This window comes from Nocardioides bigeumensis (genome assembly GCF_039531755.1).
GTDB lineage: Bacteria > Actinomycetota > Actinomycetes > Propionibacteriales > Nocardioidaceae > Nocardioides > Nocardioides bigeumensis.
In genome coordinates, this window is sequence record NZ_BAAAQQ010000002.1 from 714,472 (window position 1) to 741,418 (window position 26,947).

At 72.4% G+C, this 26,947-nt stretch carries 26 protein-coding genes; 11 read left to right on the forward strand and 15 right to left on the reverse strand.

Annotated elements, in window-relative coordinates; translation table 11 throughout:
• Nucleotides 1–34: 34 nt before the first annotated feature.
• The 5 genes from ABD295_RS04660 to ABD295_RS04680 all read right to left on the reverse strand — a co-directional run bounded on the left by ABD295_RS04660 (nucleotide 35) and on the right by ABD295_RS04680 (nucleotide 8,203).
• Nucleotides 35–2,623, reverse strand: a complete 2,589-nt coding sequence (locus tag ABD295_RS04660; protein ID WP_344302473.1) for an ATP-binding protein — start codon at nucleotides 2,621–2,623, stop codon at nucleotides 35–37.
• Nucleotides 2,624–2,690: 67 nt separating this feature from the next.
• The gene (locus tag ABD295_RS04665; protein WP_344302475.1) at nucleotides 2,691–3,188 is read right to left on the reverse strand and encodes a beta-class carbonic anhydrase; all 498 of its coding nucleotides are present in this window, start codon (nucleotides 3,186–3,188) and stop codon (nucleotides 2,691–2,693) included.
• Nucleotides 3,189–3,207: 19 nt separating this feature from the next.
• Nucleotides 3,208–4,986 carry an MFS transporter gene (locus tag ABD295_RS04670; RefSeq protein ID WP_344302476.1) on the reverse strand — a complete coding sequence of 593 codons (1,779 nt, stop codon included), beginning with the start codon at nucleotides 4,984–4,986 and terminating at the stop codon, nucleotides 3,208–3,210.
• Complete coding sequence (locus ABD295_RS04675) at nucleotides 4,983–5,714, reverse strand: LppX_LprAFG lipoprotein (protein ID WP_344302477.1); 732 nt, start codon at nucleotides 5,712–5,714, stop codon at nucleotides 4,983–4,985. Before ABD295_RS04675 ends, ABD295_RS04670 begins: the two co-directional genes overlap by 4 nt.
• Nucleotides 5,715–5,719: 5 nt before the next feature.
• Nucleotides 5,720–8,203, reverse strand: a complete 2,484-nt coding sequence (locus ABD295_RS04680) for a DNA gyrase/topoisomerase IV subunit A (RefSeq protein ID WP_344302478.1) — start codon at nucleotides 8,201–8,203, stop codon at nucleotides 5,720–5,722.
• Nucleotides 8,204–8,372: 169 nt separating this feature from the next.
• Here ABD295_RS04680 and ABD295_RS04685 point away from each other — a divergent pair, with 169 nt between their 5' ends.
• The 3 genes from ABD295_RS04685 to ABD295_RS04695 are packed head-to-tail and all read left to right on the forward strand — an operon-like array spanning nucleotide 8,373 to nucleotide 12,874.
• Complete coding sequence (locus ABD295_RS04685; RefSeq protein WP_344302479.1) at nucleotides 8,373–11,090, forward strand: bifunctional acetate--CoA ligase family protein/GNAT family N-acetyltransferase; 2,718 nt, start codon at nucleotides 8,373–8,375, stop codon at nucleotides 11,088–11,090.
• 32 nt (nucleotides 11,091–11,122) lie between these two features.
• Complete coding sequence (locus tag ABD295_RS04690) at nucleotides 11,123–11,710, forward strand: DUF5998 family protein (RefSeq protein WP_344302480.1); 588 nt, start codon at nucleotides 11,123–11,125, stop codon at nucleotides 11,708–11,710.
• An 18-nt stretch (nucleotides 11,711–11,728) separates the two neighbouring features.
• Complete coding sequence (locus tag ABD295_RS04695) at nucleotides 11,729–12,874, forward strand: alkaline phosphatase family protein (protein WP_344302481.1); 1,146 nt, start codon at nucleotides 11,729–11,731, stop codon at nucleotides 12,872–12,874.
• A 4-nt stretch (nucleotides 12,875–12,878) separates the two neighbouring features.
• Here ABD295_RS04695 and ABD295_RS04700 read toward each other — a convergent pair whose 3' ends face one another.
• The 4 genes from ABD295_RS04700 to ABD295_RS04715 all read right to left on the reverse strand — a co-directional run bounded on the left by ABD295_RS04700 (nucleotide 12,879) and on the right by ABD295_RS04715 (nucleotide 16,501).
• The gene (locus ABD295_RS04700) at nucleotides 12,879–14,327 is read right to left on the reverse strand and encodes a multicopper oxidase family protein (protein WP_344302482.1); all 1,449 of its coding nucleotides are present in this window, start codon (nucleotides 14,325–14,327) and stop codon (nucleotides 12,879–12,881) included.
• A gap of 3 nt (nucleotides 14,328–14,330) precedes the next feature.
• The gene (locus ABD295_RS04705) at nucleotides 14,331–14,807 is read right to left on the reverse strand and encodes a hypothetical protein (RefSeq protein WP_344302483.1); all 477 of its coding nucleotides are present in this window, start codon (nucleotides 14,805–14,807) and stop codon (nucleotides 14,331–14,333) included.
• A gap of 157 nt (nucleotides 14,808–14,964) precedes the next feature.
• Nucleotides 14,965–15,654 (reverse strand): thymidine kinase, encoded by a 690-nt coding sequence (locus tag ABD295_RS04710; protein ID WP_344302484.1) that lies wholly within the window; start codon nucleotides 15,652–15,654, stop codon nucleotides 14,965–14,967.
• Between the two features lie 61 nt (nucleotides 15,655–15,715).
• The gene (locus ABD295_RS04715; RefSeq protein WP_344302485.1) at nucleotides 15,716–16,501 is read right to left on the reverse strand and encodes a class I SAM-dependent methyltransferase; all 786 of its coding nucleotides are present in this window, start codon (nucleotides 16,499–16,501) and stop codon (nucleotides 15,716–15,718) included.
• Here ABD295_RS04715 and ABD295_RS04720 point away from each other — a divergent pair.
• Nucleotides 16,500–17,360, forward strand: coding sequence for a sulfurtransferase (locus tag ABD295_RS04720; protein WP_344302486.1), 861 nt, complete (start codon nucleotides 16,500–16,502; stop codon nucleotides 17,358–17,360). The genes ABD295_RS04715 and ABD295_RS04720 overlap by 2 nt on opposite strands.
• Nucleotides 17,361–17,396: 36 nt before the next feature.
• On the opposite strand, the gene sepH is transcribed toward ABD295_RS04720, so the two are convergent.
• Both sepH and ABD295_RS04730 read right to left on the reverse strand, forming a co-directional pair.
• Complete coding sequence (gene sepH / locus ABD295_RS04725; RefSeq protein WP_344302487.1) at nucleotides 17,397–18,377, reverse strand: septation protein SepH; 981 nt, start codon at nucleotides 18,375–18,377, stop codon at nucleotides 17,397–17,399.
• A gap of 82 nt (nucleotides 18,378–18,459) precedes the next feature.
• On the reverse strand, nucleotides 18,460–19,716 hold the full coding sequence (locus ABD295_RS04730; protein ID WP_344302488.1) for an MFS transporter: 1,257 nt from the start codon (nucleotides 19,714–19,716) through the stop codon (nucleotides 18,460–18,462).
• 55 nt (nucleotides 19,717–19,771) lie between these two features.
• On the opposite strand from ABD295_RS04730, the gene ABD295_RS04735 reads away from it, so the two are divergent.
• The 3 genes from ABD295_RS04735 to ABD295_RS04745 all read left to right on the forward strand — a co-directional run bounded on the left by ABD295_RS04735 (nucleotide 19,772) and on the right by ABD295_RS04745 (nucleotide 22,234).
• Entirely contained in the window at nucleotides 19,772–20,884 is a 1,113-nt protein-coding gene (locus ABD295_RS04735; protein ID WP_344302489.1) for a ferrochelatase, read from the forward strand.
• A complete protein-coding gene (locus ABD295_RS04740; RefSeq protein WP_344302490.1) occupies nucleotides 20,884–21,723 on the forward strand; it encodes an inositol monophosphatase family protein in 840 nt (279 codons plus the stop codon). Before ABD295_RS04735 ends, ABD295_RS04740 begins: the two co-directional genes overlap by 1 nt.
• 220 nt (nucleotides 21,724–21,943) lie before the next feature.
• Nucleotides 21,944–22,234, forward strand: coding sequence for a DUF4193 domain-containing protein (locus ABD295_RS04745; protein ID WP_344302491.1), 291 nt, complete (start codon nucleotides 21,944–21,946; stop codon nucleotides 22,232–22,234).
• Between the two features lie 15 nt (nucleotides 22,235–22,249).
• On the opposite strand, the gene ABD295_RS04750 is transcribed toward ABD295_RS04745, so the two are convergent.
• Nucleotides 22,250–22,567 (reverse strand): DUF4235 domain-containing protein, encoded by a 318-nt coding sequence (locus ABD295_RS04750; RefSeq protein WP_344302492.1) that lies wholly within the window; start codon nucleotides 22,565–22,567, stop codon nucleotides 22,250–22,252.
• A 93-nt stretch (nucleotides 22,568–22,660) separates the two neighbouring features.
• Nucleotides 22,661–23,125 (reverse strand): DUF3093 domain-containing protein, encoded by a 465-nt coding sequence (locus ABD295_RS04755; RefSeq protein WP_344302493.1) that lies wholly within the window; start codon nucleotides 23,123–23,125, stop codon nucleotides 22,661–22,663.
• A gap of 74 nt (nucleotides 23,126–23,199) precedes the next feature.
• On the opposite strand from ABD295_RS04755, the gene dut reads away from it, so the two are divergent.
• Genes dut through ABD295_RS04775 form a run of 4 tightly spaced genes read left to right on the forward strand, consistent with a single transcriptional unit; the run spans nucleotide 23,200 to nucleotide 25,497 of the window.
• Nucleotides 23,200–23,712, forward strand: coding sequence for a dUTP diphosphatase (dut, locus tag ABD295_RS04760; RefSeq protein WP_425573965.1), 513 nt, complete (start codon nucleotides 23,200–23,202; stop codon nucleotides 23,710–23,712).
• Entirely contained in the window at nucleotides 23,709–24,398 is a 690-nt protein-coding gene (locus tag ABD295_RS04765) for a DUF3710 domain-containing protein (protein ID WP_344302494.1), read from the forward strand. The genes dut and ABD295_RS04765 overlap by 4 nt, the downstream gene beginning before the upstream one ends.
• A complete protein-coding gene (locus ABD295_RS04770; protein ID WP_344302495.1) occupies nucleotides 24,395–24,760 on the forward strand; it encodes an OB-fold nucleic acid binding domain-containing protein in 366 nt (121 codons plus the stop codon). The genes ABD295_RS04765 and ABD295_RS04770 overlap by 4 nt, the downstream gene beginning before the upstream one ends.
• Nucleotides 24,757–25,497 carry a DUF3159 domain-containing protein gene (locus ABD295_RS04775; protein ID WP_344302496.1) on the forward strand — a complete coding sequence of 247 codons (741 nt, stop codon included), beginning with the start codon at nucleotides 24,757–24,759 and terminating at the stop codon, nucleotides 25,495–25,497. Before ABD295_RS04770 ends, ABD295_RS04775 begins: the two co-directional genes overlap by 4 nt.
• 17 nt (nucleotides 25,498–25,514) lie before the next feature.
• On the opposite strand, the gene ABD295_RS04780 is transcribed toward ABD295_RS04775, so the two are convergent.
• Nucleotides 25,515–26,186, reverse strand: a complete 672-nt coding sequence (locus ABD295_RS04780) for a potassium channel family protein (RefSeq protein WP_344302497.1) — start codon at nucleotides 26,184–26,186, stop codon at nucleotides 25,515–25,517.
• A gap of 28 nt (nucleotides 26,187–26,214) precedes the next feature.
• A complete protein-coding gene (locus tag ABD295_RS04785) occupies nucleotides 26,215–26,877 on the reverse strand; it encodes a potassium channel family protein (protein ID WP_344302498.1) in 663 nt (220 codons plus the stop codon).
• Nucleotides 26,878–26,947: the final 70 nt, after the last annotated feature.

A 26,947-nucleotide genomic window follows, 5' to 3' on the forward strand; every position in this document is an offset into this window, starting at 1 on the left:
AAGGAACGAGCCGGAGGGAATCGGGAGCGACTCCCTAGGTTGAGGCGGCGAGCTCCCCATGTTCGAGGAGTGCGAGAGCGTCGGAGGCCTCGCGCCGGTTCGTGACCCCGAGCTTGGCGAGGACCGCGGACACGTGGTGGTCGACGGTCTTGGGGGAGATGACCAGCCGCGTCGCGATCTCGTCGTTGGTGAGTCCCTCGGCGACCAAGCGGAGCACCTCGTCCTCGCGCGTGGTCAGGCCGGCCGGGTGCGCGCGGGTCGAGGGGCGCCGCGACTGCGGGACTCGGCCACCCGCCGAGCGGATCCGTCCGCGCGCCCACGCCAGGGTGGCCGTCGCTCCCAGCCGTTGCAGGAGGGCCAGGGCGTGCCGCCAGCCGTCCTCGTCGGTGTCGTCGAGCAGCGCGAGCGCGGCCTCGTACGGCGTCCCGATCGCTTCCCACTTGGTCGCCGCCGCCGCGTGCTTTCCGGCGAGCTGGAGGTCGAACGGGGTGGCGACCGCCGACCATCCCGGCTCGAGGCCGAGGCGCCGCTGCCACACGGCCACGCTGCCGCGCGTCCAGGGATCACCGTGCCCGACCAGCTGCGCCACCGGCTGGAGCAACGCCCGGGCCGCGTCGAGGTCACCGGCCAGCCAGGAGCGCTCCATGCGGGCCAGGCCGAGCGGCACGAGCCACTGGGGCTCACCTACGCCGTCGGCCAGCGCGAAGCCGTGCGCCAGTGTCTCGTCGGTGCTCGGCGCCCCGCGTCGTACGTCGAGGAAGGCCAGCACGACCCAAGAGTGGATCTTGTTGATGGGGGAGACGTCGGTCTTGGCCAAGAGCTCGCGCGAGTAGGCCTCCGCCTCCTGCCAGCGCCCCGCCAGCTCCAGGCCCTGCGCGCGAGCGCCGAAGAGGCAGTTGCCGTACGTCGCGACGTCCTGCTCCTCGCAGAAGGTCATCGCCTCGTCGTAGAGCTGGTCCGACTCAGAGAGCCGGTAGCTGCCGACCAGGCCCCCGAACAGGTTCACGTACGCACGCCCCGCCTGCTCTGACAGCTTGTGCTCGACCCCGATCGCGATGGCGGCGCGCAGGCCGTCGCCCCAGTCGTGGCCGAGGGCCAGCATGGAGGAGTCCAGGTTGTTGAGCGCGTCGGCCTCGACGTCGGGAAGCCCCAGCTCGCGGGCCAGTCCGATCGCTCGGGTGGCGACCTCGACGGCGTCTGCGTCACGGCCGGTGGTCATCCGCTGGCCGGACAGCTGGGCCAGGGCGCGCGCGAGCTCAGGCGTCGAACCCTCTGGCTCGAGCAGGTCCACGGCCTGTTCGATGAGCCGCTCGGACGTCGCGCCGTCACCCATGCGCCACACCGCGCGCGAGAGATGCCGCAGGTCGTCGCCCTCGCGCAGGACGTCTCCGAGCCGCTGCCACAGCGCGAGGGCGTCGCGCCGAGTCTCGTCGCTCTCGCGCCAGCGGTCGACCAGCGAGTACTCCATGGCCAGTCGGTCGAGCAGGTCGGCGCGGACCCGGTCGTCCGTCGTCGCCCAGCGCACCGCCCGCTCGAGCTGGATGGCCGCCTCCCGGTGTGCCCCTGCCGCGGCCGCCTGCTCGGCGGCCGCCGGTGCGTGCCGGAGGACCGCCTCCGGGTCGCCCGCGCCGTCGGCGTGGTGGGCGAGCACCGCGTCGTCGCGCCGATCGTCGGCCAGGAGCGCCACCAGCGCGCGACGGTGCAGGTCGGTACGCCGGTGCGCCGGTGTGGCGTCGTACACAGCGCGCCGGGTCAGCTCGTGCCGGAAGCGCAGGTCCCGCCCGTCGCTGACCAGCAGGCCACATCCGACGAGGGCGTCCAGGTCGTCGGCGTCCGGATCGCCGACGGCGGCGAGGAGCCGCGGGTCGAACCGGCTGCCGACGACCGCGGCCGCGTGGAGCGCGGCGCGCGCGCTGTGCGTGAGCGTCGCGACCCGGGCGAGGACGGCGTCCCGCACGGACGACGGGAGTGCGTCCCCAGGGGAGCGGAGCACCTCGGTGACGAAGTAGGGGTTGCCCCCGGTCACGGCCAGGACCGCTGCCGGGTCCAGCCCGGTGCCGACGGCGAGGCGGGCCACCGCGGACGCCGTCAGCGGGGGCAGGTCCAGCCTGCGCAGCGAGCGCTCCGACGCGAGGGCGCCGAGGCACGACCTCAACGGGTGGGTGGGCGCCAGCTGCTCGTCGCGGTACGTCGCCAGGACCAGACCGCGTTGGCGTCGCAGCCGCCGGCCGACGTAACGCACCAGGTCGAGGGTCGCCTCGTCCGCCCAGTGCAAGTCCTCCAGCACCAGCACGGTCGGCCGCACGGGGTCGTCCAACACTCGCAGCAGGGCCGCGAACAGCTCCGGACGAGTGGCCCCGGCGCCTCGGACCTCGGCGAGCTCTCCGCCGAGCTGGTCGGCCACGTCGACCAGGGGACCGAGGGGCGGCGGGGTCAGGCCGCCGTCGCACCCGCCCCAGGCCCACCGTGCCTCGGGCCTCGCCGCCTCGAACGCCTCGATGAGGCTCGACTTGCCGACCCCGGCCTCGCCCCGCACCAGCACGAGGCGCCCCTCGCCGCGGGCCGCATCCTCGGCGTACGCGGCGAGGGCGACGAGCTGCTGCTCCCGCTCCAGGAGATCCATGGCTCGGATTGTCCGCCCGGGGGGCTGCCGAGGCCAGCCCCCTCTGGAGTGGTCTGGTCTGGTCTGGTCAGACCTTGTGGTCCAGCAGCCCCGTGTCGACGTCGTACAGAAACCCGCCCACCTGGACGGTCGACGGGATGAGCGGATGCGACACGACCCTGCGCACGTCCTCGTGGAGGGCGGCGAGCTGGTCGTCGATGACGTGGAACCGCTGCCAGGTGGCGTCGATGCCGACCGCACTGCCGATGCGCTCGCGGAGCTCGGCCTCCGAGCTGACCGTCATCGCGCAGCGGGTGTGGGGCACGACGAGAACGCGCTCGACGCCGAGCAGGTGCACCCCGAGGACGATCGCCTCGAGGGCCGCCTCGGTGACACGGCCGCCGGGGTTGCGGAAGATCTTGGCGTCGCCGTGCTGCAGGCCGAGCATCCGGAGCGGGTCGATGCGCGAGTCCATGCAGGTGACGATGGCGACACCGGCATGGGCGACGCCGTCGAAGTGACCGCGGTCGAACGACGCGGCGTACTCACGGTTGGCTGTCAGCAGGTCCTCGAAGTCGTCGGGCACGTGGGCACCGTAGCGCGGCTCAGCCGGCGGCCCGGAGCAGGTCCCGGGCGGCGAGATCTCGCGTCGCGGCGTCCCGGAAGAGGATCAGCGCGAGCACCGCGGCGATCACAGCGCACACCGCAGCGCCGAGGAAGACCGTCTGCTCCTGGGCGATGCCGGCTTCCTTGAGGAGCAGCGTGAACTCCGCGCACCTGCTCTTGCCGTCGCAGGCCTCGCGGACCGTCGGCAGGCCGCCCTGCTCGGAGTAGTAGGAGCGCAGGCCGATCGTGGTGAGGGCCGAGATGCCGACCAGCATCCCGACCATGCGGGCGACCACGACCAGCGCCGTGCTGAGGCCATGGACTTCGTCCGCGGTGGTGGCCAGCACGGCTGCGTTCACCGGAGCAAGGGCCAACCCGAAGCCGAGCCCGCCCACCACGAGGGGGACCGTCGCCGAGGCGTGCTCGAGGGTGGTGATGTCCCACCCGCTCATCAGCAGGAAGCCGGTCGCGGCGAGCAGCATCCCGACCGCGGTCACGACCCCTGCCGGGACGCGGCGCGTGAGGTAGCCGCCGACGATCGCGCCCACCGGCAGCGTGACCAGGAAACGCACCAGCACCAGCGCCGCCTGCAGCTGGGAGTCGGGGTAGATGGTCGTGCGCGCGAAGAGCGGGATGTCGATCAACGCCGCGATCAGCGCGGCGCCGATGAAGAAGCTGACGACGAGCGACCCCCAAGCCGGAGTGGCCGAGAGCGCCCCGTGCGGAACCAGGGGAGTGGCGGTGCGGCGCTGGTGCCGCACGTAGAGGACGGCGGCGAGCGCGCCACCGGCGAGGTACCAGAGCCCCTGGTCGGAGAAGACCTGCACCTTGGGGTCGGCGGTGGCGAACGCGAGAATGACCCCGCTGAGCGCCACCGCCAGCAGCAGCGCACCCGGCAGATCTGCTTCGCGAGCGCTGCGGCCCCAGCCGCGGAGGTCCACGAGCGGACGGCGCGCGAACGAGCAGCGGGCCAGGAACAGCGCCGCCGCCGTGATCGCTACCGCACCGACCGGCGTCAGCCAGCGGCCGTCGCCGGCGAACGGGATGAAGACCTGGCCCCAGGTCAGGTCCTCCATGATCGGCGGCGGCTGGGTGAAGACGAGCGCTCCGGCGACCAGGGTGATGAGGAGCAGGAGCCCGCCCACGACGTCCGGGGGTCTCGACCTTCCGCTCGCTTCGCTCGCTGCTCGACCAGCGAGGGCTGCTCGACCCCCGGAGATGCTTCGGAGCGCCGCAGCCAGGACCAGGCCGACGGCGAGGTTGATCAGGAAGATGGCCCGCCAGTCGGCGATCGACAGCACGAGCGCGCCGAAGAGCGGCCCGAGGACGCTGCCGATCTCCTGGACCGCCGAGACGACGCCGAGCGGGACGCCGCGGCGGTGCACGGGGTACAGGTCGGCGACCAGCGCCAGCGTCGCCGGCACCAGCCCGCCGCCACCCACGCCCTGGAGGAACCTGCCGGTCACGATGCTCGGCATGTCGTAGGCCAGCGCGGTGACGAGCGAGCCCAGTGCGAAGACGACGAGCGCGGCGGTCAGCACCGGGAGGCGACCGCGCAGGTCGGCGATCCGGCCGATGAGGGGGAGCATGGCGACGTAACCGAGCAGGAAGCCGGACACGATCGGCGCCGCGCGCTGCAGCTGGATGACCTCGACGCCGACGCTGGTCATCATGTCCGGCAGCGCCAGGACCACGACGTACGTGTCGGCGGCGGCGAACGCGACCGCGATCGAGGCGAGGCCGAGCAGGAGGCGCCCGGACGTGTCGCCTGGGCTCACGGCTTGGAGATGGCCTTCTCGGTGCCGTAGTCGTCGAACGACACGGTGTAGGTCATCTCCTCGGAGTCGGGGTAGAAGACGCCGACGAAGGTGGCCTCGCGCAGCTGCTCGTCGTTGGCGATCTGGTACGTCGCCTCGAAGCTGTCGCCCGCCGCCGACGGGATGACGTTCTTCATCACGTCGCCGGGGACGGTGCCGGTGTAGGTGGTGAGGACCTCCTTGTTGCCCTCTCCGCCCCGCACGCTCTTGCCCTCGGCGACGTCGGTCGTCGCGGGCAGCAGGCTCGGGAAGCCGGTCTCGCCGGAGATGAAACCGGCCGGGTCGGGTGCGTTGTAGTCGGCCGGGTCGATGTCCTGGAAGACGGTGGTGCCGGGGAGCTCGGCCCAGACCTTGCCCTTCACGGACACCACGGGGACCTTGAACGTCGTCCCGGCCAGCACCACCTCGATGTCGCCCTCGAACGCCGGAGCGTTGGTGACGACGCCGGTGGCGCCCGCAACGCCGGTGACCCCCTCGGGGAGGCCGGGCGTCGTCAGGCGGATGTTGAGCCCGGTCGTCTCGTCGAGAGTCGTCTTGGCCGCGGTCAGGACCTCCTCGGGCGGAGGTCCGTCATCCCCGCTCCCGCCGTCATCGCCACCCGAGCAGGCGGTCAGCGCCAGGATGGCGGCGGCACACATGCCTGCCAGGCGCCGGTGGGTCGCCCGAGATCCGACCGCGGTCCCCGTCATGTGCGTCAGCCTGCCACATCGGTGGCCGCGACCCGGGCGGCCACCGGGCCCGCGCAGGCCGCGATCGGCTGGCTGCCCGGGACGCCGGACCCGTCGCGCCTTCCGGTCGCCTCGGGCAGGTCGATCGGCGCTCCGCTGGCGGCGGCCGCCCGTGCGGGGGCCGGGCCGACCCAGGCGAAGACGAGAGCGTCCTCGCCCTTGAGGAACCGGTGGCAGCGCACGCCGCCGGTGGCCCGGCCCTTGGGCGGGTACTCCGAGAACGGCGTGACCTTGACCGCGCCCGGCTCGGTGCCGGGCAGCGCCGTGGACGACCCGCTGGCCGTCACGACGACGGTGTCGCCGAGGCCCCCGGGACCGAGCGCACCGAACCAGGCGACCTGCTGCCCTGCCGCCAGGCGTACGCCGGCCATGCCCCCGCCGGAGCGGCCCTGCGGGCGCACCCCTTCGGCTCCGAAGTGCAGCAGCTGCGCGTCGGTCGTCACGAAGCAGAGCGTCTCGTGACCGGTGGCGAGCTCGACGGCACCGATGACCTCGTCGCCGTCCTTGAGCCCGATCACCTCCCAGTCGGTCTTGCCGAGCACCTCCGGGTTCACCCGCTTGACCACGCCCTGACGGGTGCCCAGCGCGATGCCGGGCCCGTCGGTCGCCAAGGTGCAGAGCGAGAGCAGGCGCTCGCCGGGCTCGAGGACCAGGACCTCGGTCACCGGGACACCCCCCGCCAGGTGCGGGTCGTTGGCGGTGTCGGGCAGCTGGGGCAGCTCGAGGACGCCGATCTTGACGAGCCGGCCTGCCGAGGTGAGCCCGCCGATCTCGCCGCGGGCGGTGCAGCGCACCGCCGACACGATCACGTCGTGCTTGGCCCGGCCGTCACCCTCGCCGGGAGGATCGACGTTGGCGCTGCGCGCGAGCAGCCCCGAGGACGAGAGATAGACGAAGCAGGGGTCGTCGGCGACCTCGAGCGGGCTGGCCGCTGCCGCGACCGCGGCGGCCCCGGCCGACTCCAGCAGGACCGTACGCCGCGGCGTACCGAACGTCTTGGCGACCTCGGCCAGCTCGTCGGACACCACCGAGCGCAGCCGCCCCTCGTCACCCAGGATCTCGTCGAGCGCCGCTATCCGGGCCAGCAGCTCCTCGCGCTCCTTCTCCAGCTCGATCCGGGAGAACCTCGTGAGGCGGCGCAGCGGCATGTCGAGGATGTAGTCGGCCTGGATCTCCGTCAGGTCGAAGACGGCCATCAGCCGCTCCTTGGCGGCGGCCGCGTTGTCGCTGGTGCGGATCAGCTGGATGACCTCGTCGATGTCGATGATGGCGATCAGCAGGCCGTCGACGAGGTGCAGCCGGTCGGCGGCCTTGCCGCGACGGAACACCGAGCGGCGGCGTACGACGTCGTAGCGGTGGCCCAGGAAGACCTCGAGGATCTCCTTGAGACCGAGCGTGCGCGGCTGCCCGTCCACCAGGGCGACGGCGTTGATGCCGAACGAGTCCTCGAGGGGCGTCTGCTTGTAGAGCTGCTCGAGCAGCGCCTCGGGATGGAAGCCGTTCTTGACCTCGATGACCAGCCGCAGGCCCTTCGCGCGGTCGGTGAGGTCCTTGACGTCGCTGATGCCCTGGATCTTCTTGCCCTGGACCAGGGTCTTGATGCGCTCGACGACCTTCTCGGTGCCGACGCCGTAGGGCAGCTCGGTCACGACGATGCCCTTGCGGCGCCCCAGCGTCTCGACGCGGGCGGTGGCGCGCATCCGGAAGGAGCCTCGGCCCGTCTCGTAGGCGTCGCGGACCCCGTCGAGGCCGACGATCTTGCCGCCGGTCGGCAGGTCGGGGCCCGGGATGAACCGCATCAGGTCGTCGAGCGTGGCCTCCGGCTTCACGATGAGGTGGCGCAGCGCCTGGACGACCTCGACGAGGTTGTGGGGCGCGATGTTGGTGGCCATGCCGACGGCGATGCCGGTCGCGCCGTTGACGATCAGGTGCGGGATCGCGGCCGGCAGCACGCTCGGCTCGAGCTCACGACTGTCGTAGTTGGGCTTGAAGTCGACGGTGTCCTCGTCGAGCGAGGCGGTCATCGCCACGGCCGGCGCGGCCATCCGGCACTCGGTGTAACGCATCGCCGCCGGCGGGTCGTCGGGGGAGCCGAAGTTGCCGTGCCCGTCGATCGTGGGCAGCCGCATCGCCCACGGCTGGGCCAGCCTGACCAGCGCGTCGTAGATCGCGCCGTCGCCGTGCGGGTGCAGCCGGCCCATGACCTCACCGACGACGCGGGCGCTCTTGACGTGCCCCCGGTCGGGACGGAGGTTCATGTCGTCCATCGTGTAGAGGATCCGGCGCTGCACCGGCTTGAGCCCGTCGCGTGCGTCCGGCAGCGCCCGGGAGTAGATGACGGAGTAGGCGTACTCCAGGAAGGACGACTCCATCTCGTCCTTGATGTCGGTGTCGAGGATGTGCTCCTCGAAGTCCTCGGGGAGCGGTTGCTTAGCCGTACGCCTTGCCATGCGCGCATTCTCCCCGGCCGCACCGACGATCCCGCGCCGGACCCGCCGTGAGACGGACAGCCGACCCCGAGCCACGAACGGCCGTCGGGACCCGTGGTCGCGACTGATCGCTCGCTTCGCTCGCTGCTCGACCACCCGGTCCGTCATCTGAGCCAAGTAGATTGCGGGCGTGACCACCAGCGCGGCCCCCCGGCACTGGGAGGCGGACGTCCTGCTCCGGGACGGTCGCACGGCGCACGTGCGCCCCGTTCGGCCCGAGGACGAGTCGCTGATGGTCGAGTTCTACTCGCGCGTCAGTGAGCAGTCGAAGTACTACCGCTTCTTCGCGCCGATGCCGACGCTGTCGGAGAAGGACCTGCACCGCTTCACCAACGTCGACCACGTCGACCGGGTGGCCCTGGTGGTGCTGCTGGGCGGGAAGATGATCGCGGTCGGGCGGTTCGAGGTGACCGCGCCGGGCGAGGCCGAGGTGGCCTTCCTGGTCGAGGACGCCCACCAGGGGCGCGGGATCGGTCAGCTGCTGCTCGAGCACCTGGCACAGGCGGGCCGGGAGCGCGGAGTCGAGCGCTTCGTGGCGGAGGTGCTGCCGGACAACCAGGCGATGATCGCGACCTTCCGCGACGCGGGCTACCGGCTGGTCAGCGACTACGACCAGGGCGTGATGGCCCTGGAGTTCTCGATCGACCCGACCGACACCGCGATCGGGGTGATGGAGCAGCGCGACCACCGGGCCGCGGCGCGCTCGGTCGAGCGGTTCGTCAACGCGCGGTCGGTCGCCGTGATCGGCGCGAGCCGGCGCCAGGACAGCATCGGCCAGGCGCTGGTGCGCAACCTGGTGCTCGGCGACTACACCGGCAAGGTCTACGTGGTGAACCCGTCCGCGACCCCGGTGTCCGGGCTGCCGTCGTACGCCTCGGTCGGCGACATCCCCGGCGAGGTGGACGTGGCGGTCGTGGCCGTGCCCGCCGACTCCGTGCAGGACGTCGTGCTCGACTGTGCCGCCAAGGGGGTGCACGGGCTGATCGTCATCTCGTCGGGCTTCGCCGAGACCGGCGAGGAGGGCCGGGTACGCCAGCGCAAGCTGGTCGGCCTCGCGCGGTCCTACGGCCTGCGGCTGATGGGCCCCAACTGCCTCGGCCTGATCAACACCGACCCGGGCGTGCTGCTCAACGCCTCGCTCTCGCCGCTGATGCCGCCCCGCGGGCGGGCGGGGTTCTTCTGTCAGTCCGGAGCGCTGGGCACGGCGATCCTCAAGAAGGTCTACAACCGCGGCCTCGGCCTCTCCACCTTCGTCAGCGCCGGCAACCGGGCGGACCTGTCCGGCAACGACCTGCTCCAGTACTGGGAGGAGGACGACTCCACCGAGGTCGTGCTGCTCTATCTCGAGTCGATCGGAAACCCCCGCAAGTTCTCCCGCATCGCCCGCCGGGTCTCACGCCGCAAGCCCGTCGTGGCCGTCCGGTCCGGGCGGACGACGCAGGGTGTCCCGATGGGGCACTCCGTCCGCAAGATCGGGGCGCCGCCACCGGCGGTCGACGCCATGTTCCGGCAGGCGGGGATCATCCAGGTCGGCACTCTGGACGAGATGTTCGACGTCGCCCAGCTGGTGGCCCACCAGCCGCTGCCGCGCGGTCGCCGCGTGGCGGTGGTCGGCAACTCCGACGCGCTGGCCCTCCTGGCCACCGACGCGGCCGCCACGGAGGGACTCGTGGTCAACCGGCAGGTCTCGTTGGGTCCGGACGCCGGCGCGGAGGACTTCGAGGACGCGCTGGACGCGGCCATCGACGATCCCGAGGTCGACGCCGTCGTCGCCGTGTACATCCCGCCGCTCAACACCAGCGGGGTCGACGTCGCCAACGTGCTCGCCGCCGTGGGGGAGCAGTCCGACAAGCCGCTGGTCACCACGTTCCTCGGCGCCGAGGGCGTGCCTGAGCTGTTGCGGGTCCCGGACGTCGCGGGCCACACCGCCGGGCGCGGGTCCGTGCCGTCGTACCCCGCGGTCGAGGCGGCCGTGCGCGCCCTCGCCCACGTCGTGGGGTACGCCGTGTGGCTGCGCCATCCAGGCGCTGAGGAGGACGCGGAGGCAGACGCCCTCGCCGACACCGAACGCGCCGGAGACGCGGACCCGGCGGCCGCCCGCCGGCTGGTCAACGAGCTGCTGATGCACCACCCGGACGGGCTGGACCTCGATCCGGCGCAGGCCGGCCAGCTCCTGGCGGCGTACGGCATCGACCTGTGGCCGACGCGGTCGGTCGCCTCGCTCGCCGAGGCACAGGCGGCAGGGGCCGAGCTGGGCTGGGACGTCGTCCTCAAGGCCACCCACGAGCGGCTGCGCAACCGGCCCGACCTCGCCCACGTCTGGCGCAACATCGAGACACCCGAGGAGATGGCGAGCGCCTGGCGCAACCTGTCGCACGTGATCACCGACCCGGCGACCGCGGGCTTCGTCGTGCAGCGCAACGCGGCCCCCGGGGTCCCCGTCTCGGTGTCCTCGCTCGAGGACCCGCTCTTCGGACCGGTGGTGTCCTTCTCGCTCGCGGGACCGCTCACCGAGATGCTCGCGGACCGCTCCTACCGCATCCCGCCCCTGTCGGCCCAGGACGCCGCCGACATGGTGCGCGAGGTGCGCACCTCGCCACTGCTCTTCGGCTACCGCGGCAGCGAGGTCGTCGACGTGGAGGCGCTCGAGCGGCTCATCCTCCGCGTCTCGCGGCTCCAGAACGACCTGCCGCAGGTGCGGTCGCTCGACCTGTCGCTCGTTCAGGTAGGTGACGAGGGGGTGGCCGTCCTCAACGCGGCGGTGCGCGTGGAGCAGGTGCTCGACCCCCGCTCGGACTGGTTCGTGCGTCGTCTGTTGAGCCCGCCCGGCGACACCCTCCCCGGCTGACCGCCCGAGAGCCGCGTGCAAGACTCGTCCCCATGCGTCATGCGAGCGACCGGGACCAGGACCGGGGAGGCGCCCTCCGCACCGAGATCGACCGGACCGGCTACTACCCCGACGTCGTGGCCGATGGCGTCGCCGCCGCAGTCGCGGGGGAGGACGTCGTGGACTTCTACGTCCACCACGAGCCGACCTTCGAGCACGACGAGGTACGCCGCCACCTGACCGTCGTCGTGCTGACCCCGACGCGGCTGATCCTGGCGCACACCGACGAGCACGCGGGCGACGACCTGCTCCCCGAGCCCTACACCTCCACCTCGACCGAGGCGATCACGCTGTCGTCGGTGCGTTCGGTCGTCGTCACCCGCATGGTCACGAACCCCACGAAGGGCCCGTCCACACCGGCCGAGGCGGTCGTGACGATCGGGTGGGGCGGGGTGTCCCGCATCGACCTCGAGCCCGCCGGCTGCCAGGACCCGGAGTGCGACGCCGACCACGGCTACACCGGAGTCCTGGCCGGCGACGACTTCTCGCTGCGCGTCTCCGCCGCAGCCGAGGGCGCGGAGTCGGTGGCCGGGCTGCTGGCCTTCGCCGAGTCGCTCTCGTCGCGGACCCGCGGCGCGTGACCCTCGCATGAGTGCCGCGTGAGCGCGGGGACCGCGCCCCGCGACTTCGTCGAACCTGCCTACCACCGCCGCTCGCTGGGCGACGTGGTCCCGGCCGTCGCTTCGGCGCTCGGACTGGCGGACGCCCTCCGCGTCGAGAGCCCCACCGACCTCGACCTGCCGACCGCGCCGTCGTACGTCGTCTTCCTGGTCGACGGGCTCGGCGCCGAGCTGCTCGACCGCTACGCCCACGCCGCGCCGTTCCTGTCCGGACTGGCCGTCGGGCAGCGACCTGCCACGGCCGGGGTGCCGTCGACCACGGCGACCAGCCTGACCTCGCTCGGCACCGGCCTGACCCCCGGCACGCACGGGCTCGTGGGGTTCACCTCGCGGGTGCCCGGCACCGACCGGTTGCTCAACCATCTCTTCTGGGACAAGCGGGTCGACCCTGTGGAGTGGCAGCCGAACCCGACCGCGTTCAGCCGCCTCGCCGCTGCCGGGGCGACGGTGTCGGTGGTCAACAAGCGTGAGTTCCGGGGCAGCGGACTGACGACGGCGGCCCATCGGGGGGCGACCTTCGTCGGCGCCGACCGCGTCGGGGAGCGGATCGCGGCCGTCGTCGCAGCCGCGCGGCACACGCCGTCGTTGACCTACGTCTACGACGGCGACCTCGACTGGACCGGCCACCGCTACGGCGTCGCCTCCAGCCACTGGCTTCAACAGCTCGCCATGGTCGACCACGAGGCCGAGCAGCTGCGCGAGTCGCTCCCGGACCAGACGCGGCTGCTGGTCGTCGCCGACCACGGGATGGTCGACAGCCCCGCCCACGCCCGCGTCGACGTCGACGAGCACCCGGAGCTGCGCGACGGGGTCGCCCTGCTGGGGGGCGAGGCGAGGTTCCGGCACCTCTACTGCAGCGGGGGCGCGGTGGCCGACGTGTGCGCCACCTGGACCGGCTTCCTCGGCGACCGTGCCGACGTGATCGTCCGTGACGAGGCGGTCGCGCGCGGCTGGTTCGGCGAGGCGGCCCCAGGGATGTTGCCGCGCATCGGCGACGTGGTCGTCGCCGCCCACAGCGACCTCGGCGTCTTCTCGAGCGTCGACTTCGGCTACGAGACCACCCTGATCGGCCTGCACGGGTCGCTCACCGCGGACGAGATGCTCATCCCGATGCTCGTCTGCTAGCCGCTCACTCGGGTGCGTTGCCGGGCTCGCCGCCGATCCGGTACGACGACGTCACGCCGGCGTACATCAGGTGCGCGACGAGACCCTCGGCCGCGTGCGGCAGGTTGTGGCAGTGGTCCATCCAGAGGCCGGGGTTGTCGGCGACGAACGCGACCTCGTAGCTCTCGCCGACCTCGACCTCGAGGGAGTCGACCCACCACGGACTGCCGGTGGCGGCGACCCCGTCTCGCGAGAGCACGACCGCGTGGTGTCCGTGCAGGTGCATCGGGTGGGTGTCGCTGCTGCCGTTCTCGATCCGGAAGACGACGACGTCGCCCTCCTCGACCATGTACATCGGCGTGTCCGGGAAGAGCCTGCCGTTGACCGTCCACCAGTTTCCCGGGTGGCCGTCGAGGAAGCCGGGCCTCCGGCCGATGCGGTAGTCGAAGGTCCGGTCGGGCTGCGCGGGGTCGAACCCGAGGTCGGCGACCGGGGCGCCGTACGACAACGGGTCGAAGGTCTCGTGGGGCCGCTCGGGCCGCGCGCCGGCGGGGGTGGCGCCGACGAGCAAGGTGGTGCCGGCGCTGAAGTCGACGCGGAGGTCCGAGTCGGGCACCGTGAAGCCCAGGTCGACCCGGCCGCCGGCCGGCACCCGCACGGCGGTGCCCTCGAGGTCGCCAGGCTCGTTCACCTCCGAGCCGTCGATCGCCAGCACCCGGAAGGGCGCGCCGGTCACCCACGCCTGCGCCAGGCCGTTGTCGGTGTTGACCACCCGCAGCCGCACCTCGTCTCCGGGCTGCGCGGCGAGGGTGCTGGTGCCGAGCTCGCCGTTGATGGTCGAGCCGCCGTCGTAGCGGTGCACGATCGCCACCTCGTCGACGTCGGCCCGCGCCGTCCCCGCGTCAGCCGGGTGGATGACGATGCCGCCGAGGAGGCCGCCCTGGACCTGCTCGTGCGACACCTGGTGGGAGTGGTACCAGAATGTCCCGACCTGCTCCGCGACGAAGCGGTAGACGAACGACTCGCCCGGCAGGACCGCGTCCTGTGTCACCCCGGCCACGCCGTCCGCGGCGTTGGGCACGTCGATGCCGTGCCAGTGCAGGGTGATGCCGTCCTGGACGTTGTCGTTGACGAGGGTCACCTCGACCAGGTCGCCCTCCGTCACTTCGAGCAGTGGCCCCGGTGAGGTGCCGTTGACGGTGTAGTCGCCGGCCTCGACCCGGACGGTGAGCGTCTCGCTGACGTCGGGTGTGGCGTCCAGGTCCGCGGTCAGGTCCGCGACGGCGGTGCCCTCCATGCCGTCCATCGCCGCGTGGTCGTCGACGGGGCCGCCGCCCCAGTCGGCGACGCCCATCGCCGCCATGTCATAGCTGTCGGGCAGCAGGCTCTGCTGCCAGAACCACCCCAGAGGCAGCACGATCGCGGCCGTGGCCGCCGAGGCGATCCACAGCCGGGTGCGGCCCCGGACGGCCACCCGCTAGGCGGTGACGGACGAGGCAGGCACCTCGTCCGAGACGGGCTGCGACGCACGCCTGCCGGCCATGATCGCGACGCCCAACAACACCAGCGCGTTGACGCCGTGCAGACCACCGAAGGCGGAGCCCGCCGAGCGGGACAGTGCGGGCAGCACGAGGATCTGCAGTGCGACCAGACCGAAGATGGTGGCCGCCAGGGCGACGCCCTTCGGCACCTTCGCGAAGAAGGACACGATGAGCAGGCCGATCGTGACCAGAGGGATGAGGATCGTGCCGTTGAAGAACATGTGGATCGCGAAGCCCCACTCGGCAGTGAAGTTCATGTCGCAGTCGGTGCACTCGAGGAGGGCCTTGTCGACCACGCCGCCGTCGTTGTCGATCCAGTTGGTCATGCCGAAGAAGGCCCAGGCGATGGCGAAGGCCTGCACCACCACCAGCCCGGCGATCAGAAAGGCCAGGACTCGGTACGTCGAACGCATGGTTCCCCCCAAGGAATGCGCGTCGCGACCCCGCCCGCCGCGCGGCCGCCTGGGCTGACCATCTCTCCGGATGGGTCCCCGCGCAAAGGAGAAACGCCGGTGGTCCAGACCGATTCTCGGACGGGTTTCTCTGGTCGATCGTCCAGAGAAGTGCGGATCAGACCGAGAACGGCAGCGGCTCGACCGAGATCGACACGGCCTTGGCGCGGTCCGCGGTGAGCCGGCGGCGGTGGTGCTGGCGGCACAGCACCTCGTAGGCCACGTGCTTGGGCGCGCGGTGGCCGAAACCAAGCGCAGCCGCGTCGTCATCGGAATCTTCGTCGGTGTCACCGACGACGATGACCTCGCCCTCGACCACCATCTCACCGTCCTCGGTGCGAGCGTTGTGGGTGGCGCGCTTGCCGCACCAGCAGAGCGCCTCGACCTGCAGGACGTGCGTCCGGTCGGCGAGCTCGACCAGCCGGGCGCTGCCCGGGAAGAGGTTGCTGCGGAAGTCGGTGAGGATCCCGAAGCAGAAGACGTCGAGCTGGAGCTCGTCGACGATCTTGGCGAGCTGGTCGACCTGCTCGGGGGAGTAGAACTGAGCCTCGTCGCAGATGAGGTAGTCGATGCGACCGCCCTGGGTCAGGTGCGTGACGACGTAGCGCCAGAAGTCGAAGTTCTCGGTGACCTCGATGGCCTCGTGGGTCAGGCCGAGACGGCTGGAGAGGGTCGCCTCGCCGGCGCGGTCGTGGGCGGTGAAGATGCGCCCCACGCGTCCCCGCTGCGCATGGTTGTGGTTGGTCTGGAGGGCGAGTGTGCTCTTGCCCGAGTCCATCGTTCCGGTGAAGAACTGCAGCTCTGCCATGTCGCGGCCGATCTTCGCACATGGTCCTGACAATTCCTGGTCAGTCCATGCCGACAGGGGCCTACTCGGTGCGCCCCGTCACCATCCAGGCGCGAGCGGTGAGACGGAACGGCTCCGACCCCACGCCGAGGCGCTGCCGCATCTCGTCGGCCACCGCGACCTGGAGGTCGGGGGGCATGCTGTTGACCAGCGCACCCGCCGGGCCCACGCCCGCCTGGAACGGCGCCCACAGGTCGTCGAAGCCGTCGTACTTCGCGGGGACCACCGCGGGCTCCACTCGGACGTCCGCGAGCCGAGCGGACGCCCAGAGGTCACGAAGCGAGGCGGGCGTGATGTAGAGGGCATGGCTCTCGTCAGCGGCGCGCGTGGCCGGGTCGACCGCCGCGGCGGCCTCCCAGAAGACGCGCAAGAGCGTCATCTCGCCGCTGTAGTCCCACACAGCGGCCGAGACCGACCCGCCCTGCCGGGTGACGCGGCGCATCTCCGCGAGCCCGGCAGGACCGTCGGGAAGGAAGTTGACCACCAGCTGCGAGAGCACCGCGTCGAAGTCCCCGTCCGCGAAGGGCAGCGACTCGGCGCTCGCGACCCGGACGTCCACCCCGGGCAGGCGGGCGGCGCAGGCCTCGGCGAAGCTCGCCGACGGCTCCACCGCCGCTACGTGTGCCGGCCCGAGCCGCTCGGCCAGCTCGGCGGTCAGTCCGCCCGGCCCGCAGCCGACGTCGAGCGCCCGGTCGCCGGCGCGCAGGGCGGCGTGGTCGCACAGGTGCTTGGCGAGGGCGGGGGAGTAGCGGCCCACGTGCCGGTCGTACGCCTCGGCCGGGACCTGGAAGGAGGCGCGGTGGTCCATGTGTCCAGGATGGACCCATGTCGCCGTCCACGTCTCCCCCAGTGCGGCCGAGCTGACCGACCGCATGGTCGGTGCTCCCAGCGAGGTCACCGTCCTCGACGTCCGCTACGTGCAGGGTGGCGACCCGGCCGCCGCGCTCGCGGCGTACCACGCCGGGCACGTGCCGGGGGCGGCGTACGTCGACCTCGACACGGCGCTGGCCGCTCCGCCGGGCCCGGGCGGGCGGCACCCGCTGCCCGACGTCGGTGTCTTCGAGGCGGCGATGCGCGACGCGGGCGTGCGGTCCGGCAGGCCGGTCGTGGTGTACGACGACTGGGGCGGCCGCGCGGCCGCGCGCGCGTGGTGGTTGCTGCGCTTCCACGGGCACGACGACGTGCGCGTGCTGGACGGCGGTTGGACGGCGTGGCAGGCCGCGGGCGGCGCCGTCGAGACAGGTGCCGTCGGCGTGTCCCCTGGTGACTTCGCAGCCACGGGTGGCGGCGGGATGCCGGTCGTGGAGGCGGACGGCGTGCTCGACGTGGCGGTCGTCGTCGACGCCCGCGCTCCCGAGCGGTGGCGCGGCGAGGTGGAGCCGATCGACCCGGTCGCCGGGCGGGTGCCCGGTGCCGTGAACGTCCCGACCCCGGACAACCTCGGACCGGACGGGCGCTTCAGGCCGGCGTCCGAGCTGGCCGAGCTGTACGCCGCCGTCGGGGCGGTGCCCGGCGCCGACGTGGCGGCGTACTGCGGCTCGGGCGTCACCGCGGCGCACGACGTCCTGGCGATGGAGGTGGCCGGGGTCCGGGCGGCGCTCTATCCCGGCAGCTGGTCGGGCTGGATCACCGACCCCGAGCGGCCGGTCGAGACGGGTCTCGACTGATCGCTCGCTGCGCTCGCTGCTCGACCACCGGCGCGGTCAGTCGCCCTTGCCGCCGCCGAACATGATCTCGTCCCAGCTCGGCACCGAGGCACGGGCGCCCTTCTTGCGGGCCGGACGCTTGGGGGCCGACGGCTCCTCGGCGGCCGGTTCGGCGGTCGCCGGCTCTTCCTCGTCGTCCTGGAGCACCGCGTCGAGGAACGACTCCGGCTCCTCCTTGCGGGTCGGGGGTGCCACGGCGCGCACCTTCGCGGCGGTGTCGGTGAGGTCGACGGTCCGCACCGGAGGCAGCTCGTCGGCCGCCTCGGCAGCGGGAGCATCGGGACGCACCAGCTCGATCGCGTCGTCGCCGAGCGGCAGCTCGAGCTCGTCGGGCACCGCCGCGAGCCGCCGCTGCGCCGGAGCGGACGGCTGGGCGGCGGGTGCCGGCGCGTCGGGAAGCTCGCCGATCAACCAGCGCGCGTCGTCGTTCTCGGTCACCACGAAGTTGCCCGGAGGGTCGTAGGCGAAGCGGGCCGCGCCCCTGCGTGCCACGGTCTCGAAGTCGCCGGTGAGCGCCCAGCGGCCGTCCTCGCGCCGGAAGGAGTCCCACGTCACCACCTCGGGCGAGACGTTCAGGCCGCGCAGGTGACCGGCGACGGCGTCGCCCAGCGTGCTGCGACCGGTGGGGTCCCCCTCGCCCGAGCGGCGCCGCACCGACGAGCGCTGGGCGCGCTCGGCGACGTGCTCGCGCTCGGCCAGGACGGGGGCGGCGAAGGCCATGATCTTGTCGACGGTGGTCTTGGCGGCGGCGGCGACGGCCTCGGGGGTCTCGCCCCCACGGATGCGCGCCTGGATGTCGCGTGGGCGGAGGACGCTGTCCATCTCAATCTCCAACTGGCCGAGTCGGGCGTGCTCGCCGCGGAGCGCGGCCCTGAGCTTGGAGTCGACACCCAGGGTGAACTCGGCCCCCGCGTCATCGACGAGCAGCAGCATCGAGCGGTCGTCGCTCAACCCCACGAGGGTGAGGTGCTGCGTCATACCGTCCGTCTGCTCCTGCCGGGGAAGGGTCGATGTCGGGTGCCTGGCGAGTCCGGACCGGGGTCGATCCGTTGGGGGGAGCCTACGCCAGCGGGAGCGTCGCGTCGGCGTACGACGACGGCGTGCCCCCGCGCCTGTCGTCGCCGTCCGCACCCGGCGCGGCCCCCCTCGGAAGGCTGATCGCGACCACTGCGGCGAGCAACCCGCTGGCCACGGCGACCAAGTAGGCGAGGGAGGCCCCCGACGCGTCGATGACCACGCCGGCTAGCGTGGCTCCCGGGGCGACGCCCGCGACGATGCCGGTGTGGATCACCGTCATGCCCTCGGTGAGCCGGGCCGCCGGGACGGTCTCCTCGGTCAGCGTGAGCGCGGCGATCAGCGTCGGCGCGACTGCGAAGCCCGCCAGGAACAGCGCGCCGCCCATCAGCGGGACCGAGTCGATGAAGACCATCGGTGCCATCACCAGGGTCAGCGCGGCCGCGCCGCGCCGCAGCCGGCTGCCCGCGCCGACCCGCCAGGTGACCGCTCCGGTGACCAGGCCGGCGGCGAGGGAGCCGGCCGCCCACAGGCCGAGCAGCACGCCGGCGTACGCCTTGACGTCGCGCTCGTCGGCGAAGGCGACGGTCGCCACCTCGGCCGACCCGAAGAACGCACCGAGCATCAGCGTGACGAAGAAGAGCGGGAGCACGGTCCGCCACGGCATCGGCGGCCGTGCGCCGTCCCCCTCGGCCCGCCTCGCGCGCTGCGACGGCGGTGCCGTGGAGCGCTGCGCGGCGAGGGCCAGGGTGCCGGCGAGACCGGCGACCACGGCGGTGCCGAGGCCCGCCAGCGGGTGCAGGGACGTGGCCAGCACGGTGACCAGGATCGGTCCGACGATGAAGACGACCTCGTCGACGACCGCCTCCAGGGCGAAGGCGGTCTGCAGCTGCGCCTTGCTGCCCAGGATGTAGGACCACCGGGCGCGCACGCACGCACCGACGGGAGGCATCGACATGCCGGCCACCGCGGCGCCGGCGTAGGTCACCGCGAGCGGCCAGTCGACCTGCACCGACGAGATCATCACCAGGACCCCAGCGGTGGACAGGACGACCGCCACGGCGAGCACCAGGCTCTGGCCACGCGCGTCGACGAGGCGGCCGACCATGATCGACATCAGCGCCTCGGCCAGGAGGAAGGTGGCGCTCACGGTGCCGGCGACGCCGTAGGAGCCGGTCTCCTCCGACACCAGCAGCACGATGCCGAGCCCGATCATGGACATCGGGAGCCGCGCGATCAGGCCGGTCGCGGAGAAGCGGAACGCCCCGGGGTGGGCCAGCACCCGGCGGTAGGTCGCGAGCATCTTGTCGCAGGGTACGGCCGCGCCGACGCGGCGGACCAATCAATACGATGGCGACATGGTCGCCCCCGACGTCTCGCCGTACGACGCTGTCCTGCTCGTGTCGTTCGGCGGTCCTGAGCGTCCAGAGGACGTCGTGCCCTTCCTGGAGAACGTCACCCGTGGGAGGAACATCCCCCGCGATCGCCTCGAGGCCGTCGGCGAGCACTACTTCCACTTCGGGGGGCGTTCGCCGATCAACGACCAGAACAGGGCGCTCGTCGCCGCCGTCCGCGAGGACCTCGCCGGCGCCCGCATCGACCTCCCGGTCTACTGGGGCAACCGCAACTGGCACCCCTTCCTGGCCGAGACGATCGAGCAGATGCGCGACGACGGGGTCACCAGGGCAGCCTGCTTCGTGACGTCGGCGTACTCGTCGTACTCCGGCTGCCGGCAGTACCGCGAGGACCTCGCGGCGGCGGTGGACGGCCTCGACGGCGCCCCGCAGCTGGACCGCCTGCGGCACTTCTTCCACCACCCCGGCTTCGTCGAGTCGTTCGTCGACGCCACGCTCGCCGCGCTGGCCGACCTCCCCGAGACCGCCCGCGACGGGGCCCACCTGGTGTTCGTCACCCACTCGATCCCGGAGCGGATGAACGAGCGGAGCGGGCCTTCCGGCACCGAGGGAGGCCCGGCTCTGGGAGGGGCGTACGTCGCGCAGCACCGCAGCGTGGTCGCCGAGGTCACCGACCGGGTCCGCCAGGAGACCGGCCGCCGGCACCCGAGCCACCTCGTCTACTGCTCGCGGTCGGGTCCGCCCGAGGTGCCGTGGCTCGAGCCGGACATCAACGACCACCTGGAGACGCTGGGCAAGTCCGGGGTCCCCGGCGTGGTCATCGTCCCCATCGGCTTCGTGTCGGACCATATGGAGGTCGTCTGGGACCTCGACACCGAGGCGATCAGCACCGCCAACGGCCTCGCGTTGCCCGTCGCCCGTGCCTCCACGCCGGGCATCGACCCCCGTTTCGTGGCCGTGGTGCGTGACCTGTTGATCGAGCGAGCGGCCGCGGAGCGCGGCGAGCGACCGGAGCGCGTGACCGTCGGGGGCCTGCCCCCGACCGCGGACAGGTGCCCGATCGGGTGCTGCCCCAACCCCCGTGGACCGGTGCCGGCCCTGGGAGGAGTCGGATGATGGCCGGTTCCTCCGGGGCCGACCCGGCCGATCGGGCCCACCCGGCCCACCCGGCCGACCCGGCCGAGCTGCTCGCGCTCGCGCTCGACGTGGCCCGTGCCGCCGGCGCGCTGATCCTGGAGCGCCGCGCGTCGCCGGTCGAGGTCGCCCACACCAAGACCAGCCCCACCGACGTCGTCACCGAGGTGGACCGCGCCAGCGAGGAGCTGGTGCGTTCGCGGCTGCTGGCCGCGCGACCGCACGACGCCGTGCTGGGCGAGGAGGGCGGTGGCGAACCCGGCACCTCCGGCGTCCGGTGGGTGGTCGACCCCATCGACGGCACCGTGAACTTCCTCTACGGGCTCCCGCAGTACGCCGTCTCGATCGCCGCTGAGGTCGACGGGGAGATGGTGGCCGGCGTCGTCCTCAACGTGCCGACCGGTGTCGAGTACGCCGCCACCCTGGGCGGCGGGGCGACCCGCGACGGCCAACGCATCGGCGTACGCCCGACCGTGCCGCTGGCGCAGCGTCTGGTGATCACGGGCTTCAGCTATGACGTGACAGTGCGCACGCTCCAGGCGCAGGCGATCGCCCGGCTGCTGCCCGTCGTCCGTGACGTGCGCCGGCTCGGCTCGTCGGCGCTGGACGTCTGCTACGTCGCCGACGGGTTCGCGGACGCCTACGTCGAGGAGGGCGTCCACCTGTGGGACCACGCCGCTTCGGCCCTGATCGCGCGTGAGGCGGGCGCGACGACCCTGCTGACCGAGGGCGCATCGGGCAGGGAAGCGCTGGTGGTCGCTCCCGCGGAGGGCTTCGACGAGCTGCTCGCCGCCGTCCGCCAGGCGGGTCTCCTCGCCTGACTTCCGTCCTGTCCCGATCTGAGGGGCCGCGTGGAGGGCGGGAATAGCCTCGCGTGGGTACGTGTTCGGGCGACACCACGTGATACCGCTGTGTGCACCAGCCCGTTCATGGTGCACAATCTGGCCCGCCCAATCATGAGCCGGCCGGTTGAGCGGCCCGGAAGACCCCGGGACGTCACGCGAGCTGGACCAGATGAGCTCAGGAGAGTGGAAGACGAGAATGGCGACCGACTACGACGCACCGCGCAAGACCGAAGAGGACCAGAGCGAAGAGAGCATCGAGGAACTCAAGGCGCGTCGTCACGACAAGAACTCCGGCAAGGTCGACGAGGACGAGGCCGAGGCTGCGGAGTCCTTCGAGCTGCCCGGCGCCGACCTGTCCCACGAAGAGCTCGCGGTCGAGGTGAAGCCCAAGCAGGAGGACGAGTTCACCTGCATGAGCTGCTTCCTCGTCCATCACCGCAGCCAGCTGGCCGACGAGAAGAAGATGATCTGCCGCGACTGCGCCTGAGTCGCGGCCGGCGACTCACGTCGTCGGCGCGGGAGCCTTGCTCGCCTTCTGACCGTCCTTCTGGAGATCTGGCGGCAAGTGGCCGGTCGACCGCGCGTAATAGCTGGCGGCCCGCCGGGTCGCCAGCATCCGGGCCAACGCGATGAGCGTGCCGGAGACGACCGCCCACACGACGGCCTCCCGCATGTCGACGTCGGGGTCCGCGGGGTTCGCCGGCGGGTTCTTGCCCGTGGCGGCGCGCCAGCCGGTGTTGAGCGCCTTCTTGGCGACCGCCGCCGCTCCGAGCGCGGAGACGAGCGAGAACAGCGTCCAGACCTTCGACGATTCAGCCATGCGGCAACCCTAGCGACGCGGCGTACAGCCCGGCCCACCCGCGCGGGGGCGGTGACTTGGACAGGGTTCGGCCCGCCCGGAAGCCTGTCTGGCTCACCGCCGCGGGTCGGCGGGCTCGTGCGAGACCGCCTCGAGCGCCTGCACCAGCGCGTCGGGGCGGCGGGTGCCGACGAGCCAGTACGGCGTGGGGTCGGCCGGGTCGGTGATCTCGACCCGAACCCCGCGCTTGAGGTAGGGGCGCAACAGCAAGTAGGCCCGCGCGTCGGCGTCGCGTCCGGCGACCCGGCGGGTCGACTCGGCGTCGAGCGCCTCGGCGGCCCCCAGGTGCACGACCGAGATCCGGGCCGGCCCGGCGCGGAAGACGCCGTCGCCGACCTGGAGCCGCTGCGCGCCGTAGGCCCACAGGCCGGCGAGCACGAGGGCGCCGGCGGCGCCGGTCACCGTCCATGCGGCGGCGAGGGGGAGGGCGACGATGACGGCGAGCCAGAACGTCGCGACGAGCATGATGCCTTGGACCCACCACCGCAGCGGGACCGAGAGTCGCTCGTCGTACTCCACGGGGCCATCGTAGGGAGGCCCTCGATGAAGCACGGAGGCAGGAGCCGGGGAGCCGGCCGGTAGTCTCCTCGCCCGTGCCCGACTCCCCACGCGACGAGCTGCTCGACGTGCAGATCGTCCGCCTCGACGCAGACCTCCCGGCGCCGTCCTACGCCCACCCGGGTGACGCAGGAGCCGACCTGGTCACCACCGTGGACGTGTCGCTGATGCCGGGCGAGCGGGCGCTGGTGCCGACGGGGGTGGCCATCGCGTTGCCACCGGGGTACGCCGCGTTCGTGCAGCCGAGGTCCGGGCTGGCCGCCAGGCACGGCGTCTCCATCCTCAACACGCCCGGCACCGTCGACGCCGGCTACCGGGGCGAGATCAAGGTGCTGCTCGTCAACCTCGACCGGCACGACCCGGTCGACCTCCGCCGTGGGGATCGGGTGGCCCAGCTGGTCGTCCAGCGGGTGGAGCAGGTCCGGTTCGTCGAGGTCACCGCCCTTCCCGGGTCGGCGCGAGGGGCCGGGGGTTACGGTTCTACGGGTGGCTTCGGAGGTCTTTCCGACCCGAACGCCCGAGTTGAGCCGAGTGAGGAGTCGCAGTGAAGTTCCGGCGCAGGTCTGCCGACCCCGACCCGTCCGTCGACCAAGCCGATGAGCTCGCCGAGGGCCAGGCCGGCGACCAGGCGGGCGACCAGGCAGGCGACCAGGCGGGCGACGAGCCCGGCGAGCCGAGGAAGGCCGGCACGGACGGCCCCTACGACGTGTCCGAGATCGACGCCGAGGCCGAGGGCCGGGTCGATCTCGGCTCGCTGCTGATCGCGCCCAGCGAGGGTCGCGAGGTGCGGCTCCAGGTCGACGAGGCCTCCCAGGCCGTCCAGTCCGTGCTCGTCGCCGGCCGCGACGGTGCCCTCGAGCTGAGGGCCTTCGCCGCGCCGCGCAACGGCGACTTGTGGAGCGACGTGCGACCCGAGCTGGTCGCCGACGTCAAGAGCAAGGGCGGCACCGTCGAGGAACGCGAGGGCCGCTTCGGCGTCGAGCTCGTCTGCCAGCGCCCGGTGCAGATGCCCGACGGCACCTCCGGCGTGCAGCCCTCGCGCATCGTCGGCGTCAACGGCCCACGCTGGCTGCTGCGGGGCACCTTCCTGGGTGCGCCAGCGGTGCGACCCGAGGAGGCCGCCGAGTGGGAGGACGTGCTGGCGCAGGTCGCCGTCCGCCGGGGTGACCACGCGATGCCCGTCGGCGACGCCCTCGCGCTGGTGCTGCCCAAACAGGCGCGCAAGCTTCCATGACAACGGAGAAGAGCCGCCTGCGCCGCAGCATCAGCAGGTGGGCCAACAGCGCCGACCAGGAAGCCCGCGACCTGCGCCAGCAGCACCGCGACGGGGGCGGCCTGAGCATCGCCGACGCGCCCGATCGCGACATGGTGACGTTGACCGGGAGCCTGCGGACGGTGACCCTGCGACCGCGCGGCGGCGTGCCCGCGCTCGAGGCCGAGCTGTACGACGGCTCCGACGCGCTGACGCTGGTCTGGCTCGGCCGGCGACGGATCACCGGGATCGCGCCCGGGCGGTCGCTTCGGGTGCAGGGCCGCATCGGTGTCCAGGACCGGACCCGCGTCATGTTCAACCCGCGCTACGAGCTGCTGCCGTGAGCGAAACGGCCGTCCCGGAGGGGGCGGGCCCGACGAGGTCCGACGCGGTCGAGACCGTCGAGTCGGTCGTCCGGCAGCGGCTGTCGGAGGCGTTGGGCGGTCGGCGCGGGATGATCGAAGCGGCCGTGCCGACGATCTTCTTCACCGTGCTGTGGCTCACCACGCGCGAGCTGCGCACCGCGCTGATCGTGTCCGTCGCGGCCGCCGTGGCGCTGCTCGTCGTGCGGATCGTGCAGCGCTCGACCGTCCAGTTCGTGGTGAACGCCCTGGTCGGGATCGGCATCGGCGCGCTGTTCGTCACCCTCTCTGCCCGCGGTGGTGCCAGCGAGGAGGAGCAGGCGCTGGCGTACTTCCTGCCCGGCATCCTCTACAACGCCGGCTACGCCGTCGTCATGATCGCGACCATCCTGATCGGCTGGCCGCTGGTCGGTTTCATGGTCGGCAGCGTGATGGGCGACCCGACCGAGTGGCACCAGGACAAGCAGATCGTGCGGCTCTGCGGTCGGCTCAGCTGGCTCCTCGTGCTGCCGTGCGTGGTCCGCGTCGTCGCCCAAGGGCCGGTCTATCTCTCCGGGCGCTCCGGTGCGCTCGATGCCGACACGGCGGTGGCGGTCCTGGGGGTCCTCAAGATCGTCATGGGCTGGCCACTGCAGGTCGCGGCCCTGACCGCGATGGTCTGGGTGCTCGGCCGCAACCACACCCCGCTCGAGCGGAAGCCGGCAGTCGAGGCCGGCTGAGGGCGGACAGGTCGGCGTCAGCCGCCGTGCGACCCCGGCGCGAGGAGCCGTTCGAGCTCCTCCTCGACCTCGGACGGCGCCACGAAGAGCAGCTCGTCGCCCGCCTCGATCGGCTGCTCGGCGGTCGGCACGTAGACCTGGCCGTCGCGCAGGATCGTGACCAGCGCGCAGTTCTCCGGGAAGGGGATGAGCCCGGCCGGCGTGCCGACGTACGGCGAGTCCCCCGGCAGCGTCAGCTCGACCAGGTTGGCGTTGCCCTGGCGGAAGGTGAACAGCCGCACCAGGTCGCCGACGCTGACGGCCTCCTCGACGAGGGCCGACATGATGCGCGGGGTCGAGACGTTGACGTCGACCCCCCACGCCTCGGTGAAGAGCCACTCGTTGTTGGGGTGGTTGACCCGCCCCACCGTGCGCGGCACGCCGAACTCGGTCTTCGCCAGCAACGCGGTCACCAGGTTGGCCTTGTCGTCGCCGGTGGCGGCGATGACGACGTCGCAGCGGTCGAGCCGCGCCTCCGTCAGGGACGCGAGCTCGCAGGAGTCGGCGAGGAGCCACTCGGCATCGGGCACCCGGTCCTGGCGGATCGACCGCGGCTCCTTGTCGATGAGCAGCACCTGGTGGCCGTTCTGGATCAGCTCACGGGCGATCGAGCGCCCGACGGCACCGGCACCGGCGATGGCCACTCTCATGCGCTCTGCCTCTTCTGTCGTGGCCTCATCAGGTGTCGTCCGGTCCGCGCTCGAGGACGGCGTACGCCTCGGCGGCGTTCTCCTCGCGCATCACGAGGTGCAGCATGTCGCCCTCCTGGAGCACCGACTCGCGGTGGGGCAGCATGCCCTCGCCGAGCCGGTCGATCCAGGCGATGCGCGAGTTCGACTGGTCCTGGAGGTTGACAGTCCGGTGCCCGACCCAGCCTTCCGGAACGGTGATGTGGTCGACGCGGATGGTGCCGGACGGGTCGCGGAAGTCGGGCTCGGCGCCGGCCGGGAGGATCCGCCGCAGCACCTGGTCGGCGGTCCACTTCACCGTCGCGACCGTGGTGATGCCGAGCCGCTGGTAGACCTCGGCGCGGCCGGGGTCGTAGATGCGGGCGACGACCTGCTGGATGCCGAAGGTCTCCCGGGCCACGCGCGCGGCGATGATGTTGGAGTTGTCGCCGCTGGACACCGCGGCGAACGCGTCGGCGCGACGGATGCCGGCCTTCTCCAGGACCTCCTGGTCGAAGCCGTAGCCGGTCACCCGGTCGCCGTTGAACTCAGGCCCGAGACGCCGAAAGGAGTCCGGCTCGCTGTCGATGACCGACACCGTGTGGTTGCGGTCCTCGAGGCTGCGGGCGAGCGTGGAGCCAACCCGGCCGCATCCCATGATCACCACGTGCACGGGCGACACCCTACCGAGGCACGGGCGCCAGTGTTCGCGACGTGTGCGTCCCACGAGGAAGTTGGGTCTA